General features: G+C 33.7%; 12 protein-coding genes and 1 tRNA gene. 9 read left to right on the plus strand and 4 right to left on the minus strand.

Translation table 11 applies throughout. The annotated features are described in order from the left end of the window. Positions 1–66 precede the first annotated feature (66 nt). On the minus strand, positions 67–1,044 hold the full coding sequence (locus B3C18_RS20590; protein WP_291151143.1) for a hypothetical protein: 978 nt from the start codon (positions 1,042–1,044) through the stop codon (positions 67–69). A gap of 190 nt (positions 1,045–1,234) precedes the next feature. After that, positions 1,235–1,534: a hypothetical protein gene (locus tag B3C18_RS20595; protein ID WP_291151145.1), complete on the minus strand. Its 300-nt coding sequence runs from the start codon at positions 1,532–1,534 to the stop codon at positions 1,235–1,237. A 128-nt stretch (positions 1,535–1,662) separates the two neighbouring features. On the opposite strand from B3C18_RS20595, the gene B3C18_RS20600 reads away from it, so the two are divergent. The 6 genes from B3C18_RS20600 to B3C18_RS20625 all read left to right on the plus strand — a co-directional run bounded on the left by B3C18_RS20600 (position 1,663) and on the right by B3C18_RS20625 (position 7,969). Further along, positions 1,663–2,247 carry an RNA polymerase sigma factor gene (locus tag B3C18_RS20600; protein ID WP_291151147.1) on the plus strand — a complete coding sequence of 195 codons (585 nt, stop codon included), beginning with the start codon at positions 1,663–1,665 and terminating at the stop codon, positions 2,245–2,247. 2 nt (positions 2,248–2,249) lie between these two features. Continuing rightward, positions 2,250–2,972 (plus strand): tetratricopeptide repeat protein, encoded by a 723-nt coding sequence (locus tag B3C18_RS20605; protein WP_291151149.1) that lies wholly within the window; start codon positions 2,250–2,252, stop codon positions 2,970–2,972. A 130-nt stretch (positions 2,973–3,102) separates the two neighbouring features. Continuing rightward, positions 3,103–4,746, plus strand: a complete 1,644-nt coding sequence (locus B3C18_RS20610; RefSeq protein ID WP_291151152.1) for a S41 family peptidase — start codon at positions 3,103–3,105, stop codon at positions 4,744–4,746. A gap of 221 nt (positions 4,747–4,967) precedes the next feature. Beyond that, positions 4,968–5,747, plus strand: coding sequence for a TatD family hydrolase (locus B3C18_RS20615; RefSeq protein ID WP_291151155.1), 780 nt, complete (start codon positions 4,968–4,970; stop codon positions 5,745–5,747). 64 nt (positions 5,748–5,811) lie between these two features. Beyond that, entirely contained in the window at positions 5,812–6,948 is a 1,137-nt protein-coding gene (locus tag B3C18_RS20620; RefSeq protein ID WP_291151158.1) for a 1-acyl-sn-glycerol-3-phosphate acyltransferase, read from the plus strand. Then, positions 6,938–7,969 carry an asparaginase gene (locus tag B3C18_RS20625; protein WP_291151160.1) on the plus strand — a complete coding sequence of 344 codons (1,032 nt, stop codon included), beginning with the start codon at positions 6,938–6,940 and terminating at the stop codon, positions 7,967–7,969. The genes B3C18_RS20620 and B3C18_RS20625 overlap by 11 nt, the downstream gene beginning before the upstream one ends. A gap of 199 nt (positions 7,970–8,168) precedes the next feature. Here the strand turns inward: B3C18_RS20625 and B3C18_RS20630 are convergent, their stop codons facing one another. Next, positions 8,169–9,410 carry an MFS transporter gene (locus tag B3C18_RS20630; protein WP_291151162.1) on the minus strand — a complete coding sequence of 414 codons (1,242 nt, stop codon included), beginning with the start codon at positions 9,408–9,410 and terminating at the stop codon, positions 8,169–8,171. Positions 9,411–9,499: 89 nt separating this feature from the next. Between B3C18_RS20630 and B3C18_RS20635 the strand changes: the two genes are divergently transcribed. From B3C18_RS20635 to B3C18_RS20645, 3 genes are all read left to right on the plus strand, one after another. After that, entirely contained in the window at positions 9,500–10,369 is an 870-nt protein-coding gene (locus B3C18_RS20635) for a LysR substrate-binding domain-containing protein (RefSeq protein WP_291151165.1), read from the plus strand. Between the two features lie 62 nt (positions 10,370–10,431). Next, a tRNA-Ser gene (locus tag B3C18_RS20640) sits at positions 10,432–10,518 on the plus strand. A 265-nt stretch (positions 10,519–10,783) separates the two neighbouring features. Then, a complete protein-coding gene (locus tag B3C18_RS20645) occupies positions 10,784–11,602 on the plus strand; it encodes a KilA-N domain-containing protein (RefSeq protein WP_291151168.1) in 819 nt (272 codons plus the stop codon). Between the two features lie 141 nt (positions 11,603–11,743). On the opposite strand, the gene B3C18_RS20650 is transcribed toward B3C18_RS20645, so the two are convergent. Continuing rightward, on the minus strand, positions 11,744–12,754 hold the full coding sequence (locus B3C18_RS20650; protein WP_291151171.1) for an OmpA family protein: 1,011 nt from the start codon (positions 12,752–12,754) through the stop codon (positions 11,744–11,746). Positions 12,755–12,803: the final 49 nt, after the last annotated feature.

The raw sequence follows: 12,803 nt of genomic DNA on the forward strand, positions 1-12,803 counted from the left end.
ACAGGATTAAATGTAAAAAAAAGTGATGAGCAAATCATCACTTTCTCTTAAAAAAGCATTTATAAGTTACTGAATGGCATTAATTGCAGCAACAAGTTGAGCTTCGGTATCGACTGTTGTTTCGGCTAGTGTAAAGGTGTAAACAGCATTTGCAGTTGTTGTCACTCCTTTTATGGCATATCTCCAGTTTCCATTATCTTCTGTTGCGAAAATAATATGACAAGCAAGACCAATTGGAATTTGTCCGTAGTGTTCGCTAAACAATCCTTCGGCAGTATACGTATCCAGTTTGGCAAGAGCATTTGTACCTTCACCATCATAAGAAAGATATACAGCACTGTTTGTGTTATTGTATCCGTCTGGAACATCAACCAGAATAGTTGTTTTAGGTCTTGGATCGCTGTAAAAACGGTCAACATTTGTCCATCCAAAGTTTCCAAAAGTTACATAATAACTGTTTCCTTCACCTTGAACGCCGCCTTTTCCGTCAGCACCTCTGGCATCTTTCCAGGCCAAATCACCGTCTTCCTCAATTACACCAGTCCACAATGTCATGGCATTGTCATAACCGTCAGTTAGCGCAGTTGGAACCACCAAACTTAAATAACAAGAAGTTTGTAATTCAACACCGCCTTGAGTTGCTTTAATAAAGAATTCCCCGCCCGAAATTAAAAGGTTTTTCTTTCCGTCTGGTGTAATTCCCATTGTTGGTTTGTTAGTAACCAGCATATTTCCTTTATCAAAAAGTTCGATATATTCGATATTAACTTCTCCCGTCACAGCATTTCCGTTTTTAGTAAGGCAGTTTCCGTTGATATGTAATTTTACACCTTTTGCAGACGTAAGCGTTACCATACCATCTCCGGCCGTAATTGTAAAGTTTTGTGTATTTCTTTTTACTCCTTTTTCGCTGATGCTTTTAAAAGCTGCTGATGTTGGAGGCAAAATAACATTGCTCGTGTCATCACCATCGCTGGTGTCGCAGCTTACAAAAGAAACTAATAATAGAAATAAAAGTCCGATAGTTTTAAAATTTGTGTTCATAATTTCTAGTTTTTATAAATCTGACTTGATCGTCAAGTGGTTTTCAGATTCTGGTTATTAATTACAATCTTATATCAATTAAGGTTTGATATTGTTACCCCTGTTTTTCAAAAAATATTTTTATTGTGCTTATAGGCTTATATCAACTTGTGGTTTTATTTGTTACCCCTGTTTTGATTTTTTTTTTGATTTATGCCGAAAGACATTTGTCTTCAAAGAGATTTCCGTCTTCATCAACAGCCACAAGAATGTTCTGCTTCCGCGAAAGCGTAACAATTAAATAGATCCAGACAATTGACCAAAGTCCGAAAGTGAGACAGGTAAGAAATAAGTGCAGAAAATGTTTGATAACTTTTTTTTCCCGGCATAAAACAACATAGGGTAGTTTCTCGTTATGTTCTACGATTACAAAGCCATTACGGGTCTTGGCAGAGATCATTTTATAAAATTGATCTAAAGTCTTGTCGTTGGTAAATTGATAAGTTTCCATTTTCTCTTAATTTTAACTCTTTTAAAAGATTCTTGTTTCCTTATATCAACTGTAATTGTTAATTGTTACCCTTTTATTTGAAATTTTTTGAGATTCTTTTTTAACTTTATCTGATTAAAAGTTTTTTTATGAGTAAAACTAAAGTGCATCCTGACCAAAAGTATATTGACGGGCTTGCTGCAAACGATTCGGTGATCATTCAATCCATATATAAAAAGTATGTTCCTAAAGTCGTAATGTTTATTATGAACAATTCTGGTGATAGAGATCACGCTCAGGACGTTGTTCAGGAAGTATTGATTTTGCTTTTTAATCAGGCCAAAGCCAATTCGTTGGAATTAACCTGTCCGTTTGATGCGTACTTTTTTCTTTTGTGTAAAAGAAAATGGCTCAACGAACTGAAAAAAACTTCCAACAAAGGGGTAACAATTATTGAAGATGCAGTATCTATTAATGAATCTGCACTGGAGCTGATTGGACAAACCGAAGAATTTGATGAAAAACAACAGCTTTTTGACACCATGTTTCAGAAATTAGGAGACAAATGCAAAGAGTTATTAAAGCTGAGTTTTGAAATTAAATCGATGGAAGAAGTAGCCGAAAAACTAAACGTAACATATGGTTATGTTCGTAAAAAAAAGTCGCTGTGTGTTGGCCAGTTAACGCAATGGATTCAGGAAGCAAAAAACTTTAATTCTTTAAAAAACGATTAGTCATGAACGAAGAACGTTACATATTATTTGATGAATATCTTCAAGGCGAATTAACGATTGAGGCCAAAAATGATTTTGAAAAACAATTAGTTGCAGATCCCGAATTTGCTTCGGAATTTGAGACTTTCAAAAACATACAATTTCAATTGGACAATAAATTTGGATTTGAGCAGGAAAGAGAAATTTTTAAAGAAAATTTAAGTCAAATTTCGGAGAGACATTTCGATAATAAACCAAAAGTAATTGGCTTAAAACCTTGGTATTTAGCGGTTGCGGCTTCGGTTGCCGTTTTATTCGGATTGTTCTTTTTTAATTACAACCAAAATCCCGTTTATGGAGATTACAATAATCCAGAACATGCTTCTTTTACCGAAAGATCGACTGCCGATGAAACTTTAAAAGAGGCAGAAAAAGCATTTAATCATAAAACATACAACAAAGCAATTCCGCTTTTTGAAACAATTTTGCAAAAAAATAAAACAGCAGAAATTCAATTCTTTTATGGGGTTTCGCTTCTGGAAGAAAGTCATTATATAAAAGCCGAAGCTATTTTTAATGAATTGAAAGCAGGAGAATCTGCCTATAAAGAAAAAGCAGTCTGGTATTTGGCTTTATCTAAATTAAAACAAAAAGATTACGAAGGCTGTAAAAAAATCCTCGAAACCATTTCTGAAGATTATGAAGGCTACGATCAGGTTGAAGAACTATTGCATCAGCTGGATTAGATTTTCTTTAAAAAAATATTCATCCCTTTACGGGAAACCTCAATCGAATTTAGAATTTTAGTTCTAAATTCGATTTTTCTTTTTATAAGAATCTGCCCAAAAACAACCTAAAATCTAACCAACTTCATTAATGAAAAAAATTACTTTATTTCTTTTTATTGTATTTTCTCAAACCATTTTTAGCGCCGCCAAAATCACCGAAACTGAAAAACTTACCGCAGCATGCAAAGTTTGGGGTTTCTTAAAATACTATCATCCAAAAGTGGCGGGCGGAGAAGTGAATTGGGATAATCAGCTTTTAGAAAAGTTACCTAAAATAGAAAAAGCACAAACCAAAGAAGAGTTTTCTTTAATTATCGAAAACTGGATCGATGATCTTGGGCCAATAAAAGAAATTGCGCCAATCATTATATCAAAAGAGACAAAGGTTTTTGATAAGAATTTTGATTTAAGCTGGTTTAATGATAAGATATTCTCTAAAAAGCTTTCGAAGAAATTAAAATTTATTGAAGATAACAGGTTTCAAACAGATGAAGAAATAGGACCAGGTTACAATCCTCTTAAAAACGGAAATTATTTTAATCTGAAGTTTGACGAGAAAAACTCCAGAATCTTATGGTATTTTATGTATTGGAATTTAGTTGAATATTTCTTTCCCTATAAATATAAAATGGATCAGAAATGGGATGTAACTTTTAAGCAGATGCTTCCTTTAGTTCTTGAAGCGAAAAATGAAGAGGATTTTTTTACAACGGTACGCAAAACAGCTTCTAAGCTAGATGACAGCCATGTTGAATTTGCTTTATATAAGAATTCTAAATTTGAAGAAAGCAAAAGGTTTTTTCCTGCTGACTGCAAAATAATTGATAATAAAATGGTGGTTACTGAAATTCTTGCTGATAGTTTGGCGCAAGCCGATGATATAAAAGTAGGCGATGTAATTACGAAAGTAAATAATAAAACGATTGCAGCATACGTCTCAGAATACAGAGATTTATTTGGAGCTTCAAACGAGCCGACTCTTTTAAGTAAACTCGTTAAAAAAATTTTAAATGCTAATTCAGAAAAAATTGATGTTGAGTTTTTAAAAGACGGCAAGTATACAACAAAAGCAATGACATGGTACGATTATCATGATTCTCACAGAAATGAATTTAAAAAAGGAGCTAAAAAGAGAAAGGAAAAGTTTAAGCTTTTAGATGATAATATCGGATACGTGGATATGGGGCGAATTAAAAGTGCAAATGTTCCGGATATGATTGAAAAATTAAGACCAACTAGAGCGATTATTTTTGATATGAGAAATTATCCGCAGGGGACATATAATGATATCGCTAATTTTTTAAACGCTCATGAAGAAAAATTCGCCATCTATACGCATCCTGATTTTAGTTATCCTGGAAAATTTAAATGGACAGAAGGGTCAATGTGCGGATCTGAAAACAAAGACAATTATAAAGGAAAAGTAATTGTGCTGCTTAACGAAAAATCCTTAAGTCAGGCAGAATGGACAGCAATGTGTTTTCAAACAGCTGGTAATACAACTATTATAGGAAGCCAGACTGCAGGAGCGGATGGAAATGTAATCGAGCTTGATTTTGCCTCGTTTCATACCAGATATACAGGAATTGGGGTTTATTATCCTGACGGCAGAGAAACCCAAAGAATAGGAATTGTACCAGACATCGAAATAAAACCAACGATTAAAGGAATTCAGGAAGGAAAAGATGAAGTTTTAGATAGAGCTTTATTATTTATAGAAACAGGGAAATAAAACAATTTATTAGTCCAGACCTTTGTCAAAGTTTTAAACTTTGACAAAGGTTTTTACGTTATATATGTCATCCTTAGACTTCGCTCAGTCTGACAAAAATGAGAAAAAAATCCGTTTTTCATCCACGCTTTCACGAAGTGAATCCGTAAAATCCGCGTACCAACAAGCAATTGCTATTCTTTTAATATTGTCGTAATTTTGACAACTTTAAAATTAGACCATTGAATTCAACACCTATTATTACCGATACACACACGCACTTATATTCTGAAGAATTTGATCAGGATCGTGATGAAATGATTCAACGTGCCATTGATGCCGGAATTACACGCTTTTTTATTCCTGCCATCGATGCTGCCGCAACACAATCTATGTACGATTTAGAAAAAAACTATCCGGATAATATTTTCCTGATGATGGGTTTACATCCCACTTACGTAAAAGATAATTACGAGGAAGAATTAGCACATGTTGAAACCGAATTATCAAAACGAAAATTCTATGCTGTGGGCGAAATCGGAATCGATTTGTATTGGGATAAAACACATTTAAAAGAGCAGCAAATAGCTTTTAAAAGACAAATTCAGCTGGCAAAACAATATAAATTACCCATCGTAATTCATTGTCGTGAAGCCTTTGATGAAATCTTTGAAATTTTAGAAGAAGAAAAATCTGAAGATTTATTTGGGATTTTTCATTGTTTTTCCGGAACTTTAGTACAAGCACAGCAGGCGATTTCTTACAATATGAAATTAGGAATTGGAGGCGTGGTAACTTTTAAGAACGGAAAAATTGACCAGTTTTTAAATCAAATCGATTTAAAACACATTGTATTGGAGACAGATTCGCCTTATTTAGCGCCGATTCCGTACAGAGGAAAAAGAAACGAGAGCAGTTATTTAGTCAATGTAATTTCGAAGCTGGCAGACTTATATGATGTGTCTGAAGAAGAGATTGCAGCAATAACCACTCAAAATTCAAAAGACGTTTTTGGGATTTAACCAAAGCCTTACAAAACTTTAATTTTTTTTTTGTTCTTTTGCCCACTTAAAACCAATATAAATAATGCAGAAATTTGATGCCATTCGACCGTTTTATGATTCCGAAATAAATGAAGCACTTCATGATGTTGTAAATCACCCAATGATGAAAACCATGATGAACTTTACTTTTCCGGAAGTAGAAGATGAAGTTTGGAAAGATCAATTAACAAAAACGCATTCGATTCGCGATTTTCAATGCAATTTTATTTATAATACCATACAAAAGGTTTTAGAGAAAAGTTCTGAAGGCTTAACAACTTCGGGATTTGAGAAACTGGAACCTAATACATCTTATCTATTTATCTCCAATCACAGAGATATTTTATTAGATACAACTTTACTGAATGTTTGTTTATTCGAACATGGTTTGGTGATGACAGCGTCTGCAATTGGAGACAATTTGGTTAAAAAAGCTTTCCTGGCAACTTTAGCAAAATTAAATAGAAACTTTTTGGTTTTAAGAGGGTTAACGCCTCGTGAAATGCTGCAAAGTTCTAAATTGCTTGCCGAATATATGGGACAATTATTGCTTCGCGAAAATCGTTCGGTTTGGATCGCACAAAGAGAAGGAAGAACAAAAGACGGAAATGATGAAACCAATCCAGGCGTTTTAAAAATGATTGGAATGGGTTCTGACGAAGAAAACTTAATGGATTATTTTAAGAAATTAAAAATCGTTCCGGTTTCTATTTCTTACGAATACGATCCTACAGATGTTTTGAAAATGCCGCAATTAATGGCAGAATCAAAAAACGAAGTTTACGTTAAAGATAAAAACGAAGATTTCATGACCATTTTAAGTGGTATTATGGGAACTAAAAAAAGAATACATATTTCTGTTGGCGATGTTTTAGATACTGAAATTGATAAAATCGTGGCAGAAAATGACAACGTAAACAAACAAGTTCAGGCTTTGGCACAAGTTATTGATGATACGATCTTAACAAATTATCAATTGTGGCCGACTAATTTTATTGCTTACGATATTTTAAACGAAACAACAAGATTCGCTCATTTGTATAAAGAAAGTGAAAAATCACTTTTTGAGCGTCGTTTAGAAATGCGTATCGGCAGCGATAATCCTGTTACAAGACAAGGATTTCTGGCAATGTATGCTAATCCGGTTGTCAATAAATTAAAATACCAAGATGTCATCTAAAGCAAAAATACTTTTGATTTATACCGGAGGAACTATCGGTATGAGCAAAGACTTTGAAACTGGCGCGCTTAAAGCATTCAACTTTAGTAAACTAATACAGAAGATTCCAGAGATTAAACAATTGGATTGTGAGATCGAATCGGTTTCATTTGAAAATCCGATAGATTCATCAAACATGAATCCGAAAATGTGGACAAAAATTGCCACAATTATCGAGGAAAATTATGCTTTGTATGATGGATTTGTGGTGCTGCACGGCTCAGATACGATGTCATATTCGGCTTCGGCATTGAGTTTTATGCTGGAGAATTTAGCTAAACCAGTCGTGTTTACAGGATCGCAGTTGCCAATTGGAGATTTGCGTACTGATGCCAAAGAAAATCTTATTACAGCGATTCAAATCGCTTCATTGCAGGAAAATGGAAAACCTGTTATCAATGAAGTTTCTTTATATTTTGAATATAAATTATACAGAGGAAACAGAACTTCAAAAGTAAATGCAGAGCATTTTAGAGCTTTTACTGCACCAAATTATCCTGAATTGGTAGAATCTGGTGTGCATTTAAAATTAAACTCACATTTATTTCTTCCGATAAAAGAAGGTGCAGATTTGATTGTTCACAAAAACTTAGACAATCACGTAGCGATTATAAAAATGTTTCCGGGAATGAGCGAAGTAGTTTTAGCTTCGATCCTCTCAACTCCAGATTTGCGCGGAATTGTTTTAGAAACTTACGGCTCAGGAAATGCTCCAACCGAAGAGTGGTTTTTGAATTTAATTGAAAAAGCAATCAATTCCGGAATGCACATTGTAAACGTAACGCAATGTTCCGGCGGAAGTGTAAACATGGGACAATACGAAACCAGTACAGCCTTAAAATCTCTTGGCGTTATTTCAGGAAAAGATATTACTACAGAAGCGGCAATTACAAAATTGATGTATTTACTAGGACATAATATTCCACAAAATCAGTTTAAAGACGTTTTTGAAACTGCTTTGCGCGGGGAAATCTCTTTATAAATAAAATCCCAATATTTTAAATTCCAAATTCCAAAACGGATAACAAGCATAGTTTGTCATTTCGAGGAACGAGAAATCTTCGCAAGTAACTCCGTTCTTAATGGTGACAATCTTTGTCGAATTTCTAGTGCGATTTCTCGTTCCTCGAAATGACAAGATTACGTACAATTGGAATTTGGAATTTTTTTATTGGAATTTATTAAAATTCTGAATCTTTATAATGAACCGGACAAGTCTCTAAATCTTCTTGAGAAGTACGATTTTTATAATACACATAAACAATCACAGAAAGAATACAAATAATTCCCTGAATCGCAACCGTATGTCTGGTTCCGATAATGTGCGAAACATATCCGATAATTAAACTTCCCACAGGAATCATTCCCTGATAAGCCATTAAATAATAACTAATACTTCTTGATCGCATATTTACAGCACTTTGTGTCTGCACATAAATGTTTATTGATGAAGTTTGCGCCATCATGCCTATACCGCTCAGAGCCATGCAAATAAGCGCCACAGTCAAATTATTTGAATACGCTAGTATAATGATGCTAAAACCTAATAATAAGCTCGCAGCGATCATTATTTTGCTCATTTGATCTGATTTTTTAAGATTTGCCAAATAAATAGCAGATAAAATCGAACCAATTCCGGCAGCACTTTCAAACCAGCTGAAAGTTTGTGCATTTCCGCTAAAAATATCTTTGGCAAAAACCGGCATCAGTGTATTAAAAGAAATTACAAATAAACTGCTGCACATTAACATTAAAAGCATTTTTGCCATTTCGGCTTCTTTTTTTACGTAATCAAAACCTTCAATGAAATCTTCAAGCATTTTAAATTTATCCAACGCTTTGATGTGCGGCGTAATTTTCATCATTAAAAGCGAAATTAAAACCGGAATATAGCTAAGGAAATTTCCAATAAAACAAATGTCTTCACCATAATTGTGCAGAATAATTCCGGCTAGTGCAGGACCTGCAATTCGGGCAAAATTATTTAAAGTTGAATTTAGGGCAACGGCGTTTGGTAGATCTTCTTTGTCATCAACAATATCAATCATCATCGTTTGTCGGCAGGTCATATCAAAAGCATTTATAATTCCCTGAATAAGGCTCAAAGCCAAAATAAAGTTGATATTGTAAATTTTAAAATAAATTAAAATCGCCAAAGCTCCAGCCTGCATCATTGCCATAGACTGCAATAAAAGCATGGCTTTGTGTCTGTCGTAACGCCCAATAATACTTCCTGCTAATGGAGCGAGAAACAAAGACGGAATCATGCTTAAAAAAGTAGCCAGTCCTAATAAAAATACAGATCCGGTTATGCTGTAAACCATCCAGCTTATGGCAGTTTTCTGCATCCACGTTCCAACAACTGAAACGGATTGCCCATAGAAGAATAACTTGAAGTTTTTAGATTTTAACGCTTTAAACATGATCTTAAATATTTAATACAAAGGTCGGGATTATGATTTCATTAGAAAAATTAATAATTTTACTGATAATAAGTATTAAAACTTATCATATGGAAATTTACCAACTCGAATACTTTATTAAAACAGCTGAGGTTCTTCATTTTACAAAAGCAGCAGAATTGTGTTTTGTAACGCAATCAGGGCTTTCACAGCAAATAAAAAAACTGGAAGAAGAACTCGGCCTGCCTTTGTTTAAGCGGATTGGGAAGAAAGTACAGCTTACAGAAGCGGGTTCTGTTTTTTTAATTCACGCCAAAAAAGTGGTTGAAAATGTAGAAAACGGAAAGCAGGCAATTGAAGATTTAAACGAAATGATTGGCGGCGAATTGCGAATTGGTGTGACGTATGTTTTTGGTTTATTGATTCTTCCAATCGTTAATACGTTTGCTAAGCAATATCAAAATCTGAAAATTGTTGTCGAATACGGAACTACAGAAGCTTTAGAACAAAAGCTTATTGATAATCAATTAGATGTTGTTTTGGTTGTTTCATCGCATGAAATTGAATTACCAATTCAAAAAGTACCTTTGTTTACATCTTACATGGTTTTGGCGGTTTCCAAAAACCACGCTTTAGCAGATTTGGATAAAATAGCTTTTAAGAAAATAGAAGAAATTCCGTTAGTATTACCAGGAAAAGGGTCAAATTCAAGGGAATTTGTAGAAGAGTTATTCCAGAAGTTTAATATGAAGCCCAAAATCTCAATAGAACTGCATTCTATACACGCTTTATTGCAAATGGTAGAGAACAGTGATTGGGCGACAATCGTGGCTGAAAAGGCTTTAAAAGGATGGGATCAGCTCAAAGCGATACAAATTACCGGCGTTGCAACGAAAAGAGAATCTTTTATGTTAACAATTGGAGGTTATCAAAAAAAAGCAGTAAAAATATTCATGGAAGAATTTAAAAAAAGCATTTAAAAGTAATCTTAGATTTTACTTTTGAAACTCGATTTTTTTTGTGTTCTTTGCAGACCAATAATAGAAAGGTGTCCGAGTGGTTTAAGGAGCTAGCCTGGAAAGCTAGTATATGGGTAACTGTATCGAGGGTTCGAATCCCTTCCTTTCTGCAAATTTTTAACTTAAATAATACCAAACCTCGAAATGTATATTTCGAGGTTTTTTTATTAACTTTCTCTAATTATCAGATCAGTATTTTAAAATGCAGAGCTTTGCTAAAGACAGACAGTATGTTACCAAACATATTGCAAATGTTTTTAAGGAATATAAATTAGAAGAAAAAAGCAATGTGCAAATTTTGCACATTACAGTTGTTAAATCCATTAAGTTATAATTATTAAGCTTAGAGGAGTATGAATGATTTATTAAAAAAGAATGGCAAAAGGAAAAAGTATAAATGTTGAAGGAAACCAAATTACTATTTTATCAAAAGATGGCAAGGATGAATATATTTCCTTAACCGATATGGCACGCAGCCAATTGCAAGAAGTTGTAATTATAAAATGGCTGAGTCTTAAAAGTACAATCGAATATCTTGGAGAATGGGAAGCATTGTACAATCCAGATTTTAATTATACCGAATTCGGTATAATTAAAAATGAAGCGGGTAGTAATAATTTTGTGCTTTCAGTAAAGCAGTGGATTGAGAATACGGGTGCAATAGGACTTACTGCAACCGCTGGACGATATGGCGGGACTTATGGACATAAAGACATAGCCTTTCATTTTGGAATGTGGATTAGTCCTAAGTTTCAATTGTTGTTAGTGAAAGAATTTCAAAGACTTAAAGAAGAAGAAAATGAAAGACTGAACCTAACATGGAATTTACAGCGAACTTTGGCAAAAGTAAATTATAAGATACATACTGATGCTATAAAAGAGAATTTGATTCCTCAATTGCTTACTAAAGAAAAAATAAATTTTATATATGCAGATGAAGCAGATTTACTAAATGTTGCCCTGTTTGGAAAAACAGCAAAACAATGGCGTATTGAGAACCAAAATGCGACAGGAAATATAAGAGATGAAGCTACAATAGAGCAACTGGTTGTACTTAGCAATATTGAAAGTATTAATGCCGTGTTAATAAATAAAGGAATTACACAAAGCCAGCGTTTAGAACAATTGAATGCTATTGCCATAACGCAAATAAAATCATTATTAGGCAATATAAACCTTGACAAGCTTAAATAGTGACTGTAAAATAAAAGCCCACAATTTCCAAAATGAAATTGTGGGCTTTTGGTTTTCTTCAAAAAAAGAGATCTTATCAAGATCTCTTTTTTTACATAAATGCTCAAGGTTAGAAACATTTGAGCAATAATTTAGCAATCATTATATTTTCACTATTTCTACCCGACGATTTTTTGCTTTGCCATCTTCATTGGAATTATCAGCAATAGGTTTTTCGGAGCCCAAACCTTTTGTTTGTAATCTTGCAGCACTTATTCCTTTGGCAGTTAATGCAGTTTTTACAGCATTAGCTCTGTCTTCAGAAAGTTTTTTGTTATGCGATGCAACGCCAACATTGTCGGTATGGCCTTCGATAGAAATTTTCAGGCCTGTATTGCTGGTCAACAGTTTTTGTATTTCGTCGATAATAGGTGAGGATTCAGGTTTGATTGTTGCTTTATCTGTATCAAAGTTGATGTATAAAGCGATATGCCCTTTTGCATCCAGTTCTTTTTTTATTTCATCTGCTTTAATAAGTGAAGCGGTCATTTTAAAAGGTTTTGTTTCAAGAACCATCCATCCTGCAGAAACAGCATCATCACCCGGAGTAAGCTGTACCCAAATATTTCTATCCGAACGACGAATTAAATAAGTTGTAGTAATAGCGTTTCCTGTAAATCCATAACCATTCATGTATTTTACACGGTTATTGTCTGGAATAGTATGGGATGAATCTGAAGGAGTTTTCATTTCAGATACTTTTACACCATCAACACTTTTAATTAATTCATCAAGATTTCTTGCTACTTCAAGATCGCTGTATGATTTTCCTTCTTTGGCAGTAATTCTGGCATAGAAAATTTTTCCTTCTGGTTTTTCAAAATGATCTTTTACCCAGAAATAGGCAACGTCATAATCTGCAGTATTATCTTTAGGCGTTCCTTCATAATTCTCGGGTAAATTAAAATAGGGAAAAGAGCCAAGTGATTTGTTTGAAACCGTAACAGAATTAATGTCGAATTTTTTTGCAGAAACCGTTGTTTGAGGTTCTGTACTTGTTGTTTGAGTAGAATCTATATTAGTTGCATTCTCCTCACTTTGTTTTTTGTTTGAATTGCATGCAAAAGCCATACTAGCAATCACAATGCTTAATGTTAAGGTTTTGATTTTCATATAGTTCGTTTTTTGATTATCAAAGATAACGAAGTGAAAAATTCCCACA

Source organism: Flavobacterium sp. UBA7680 (assembly GCF_002482975.1).
Lineage (GTDB): Bacteria > Bacteroidota > Bacteroidia > Flavobacteriales > Flavobacteriaceae > Flavobacterium.